This is a genomic window from Arthrobacter sp. SIMBA_036 (assembly GCF_046535135.1).
In the GTDB taxonomy this organism is placed as follows: domain Bacteria; phylum Actinomycetota; class Actinomycetes; order Actinomycetales; family Micrococcaceae; genus Arthrobacter.
The window spans coordinates 1-263 of sequence record NZ_JAWRXG010000239.1 but is presented as its reverse complement, the minus strand read 5'-3'; the positions used below and the strand labels follow the sequence as shown (position 1 = coordinate 263).

The 263-nt window shown below is 63.1% G+C and carries 1 pseudogene; it reads right to left on the bottom strand.

The window, feature by feature from the left end:
- Positions 1-263, bottom strand: a pseudogene (locus SB659_RS19750) (hypothetical protein); the annotation flags it as partial.

The window sequence follows — 263 nt, the reverse complement described above, 5'->3', positions numbered from 1 at the left end:
TGCGATGACCTTGCCGGAGACGCCCGGAGACACGCGCGCCAGTCCCCAGCTCAATGCGCCGGTAATGATGAAGCTTTCCGCGGCACCCAGAAGCGCGCGACCCACGATCAGGATGGTGACCGACACCAGCGGGATTGATGCGACTGCGAGAGACGACAGGTAAATGAGACCGGCCACCGAGGCCGAGACCATCCCGACAATGACGGCGCGTTTTGCGCCCGATTTGTCTGCGAAGTGGCCGGCCCACACACGCGAGAACAATG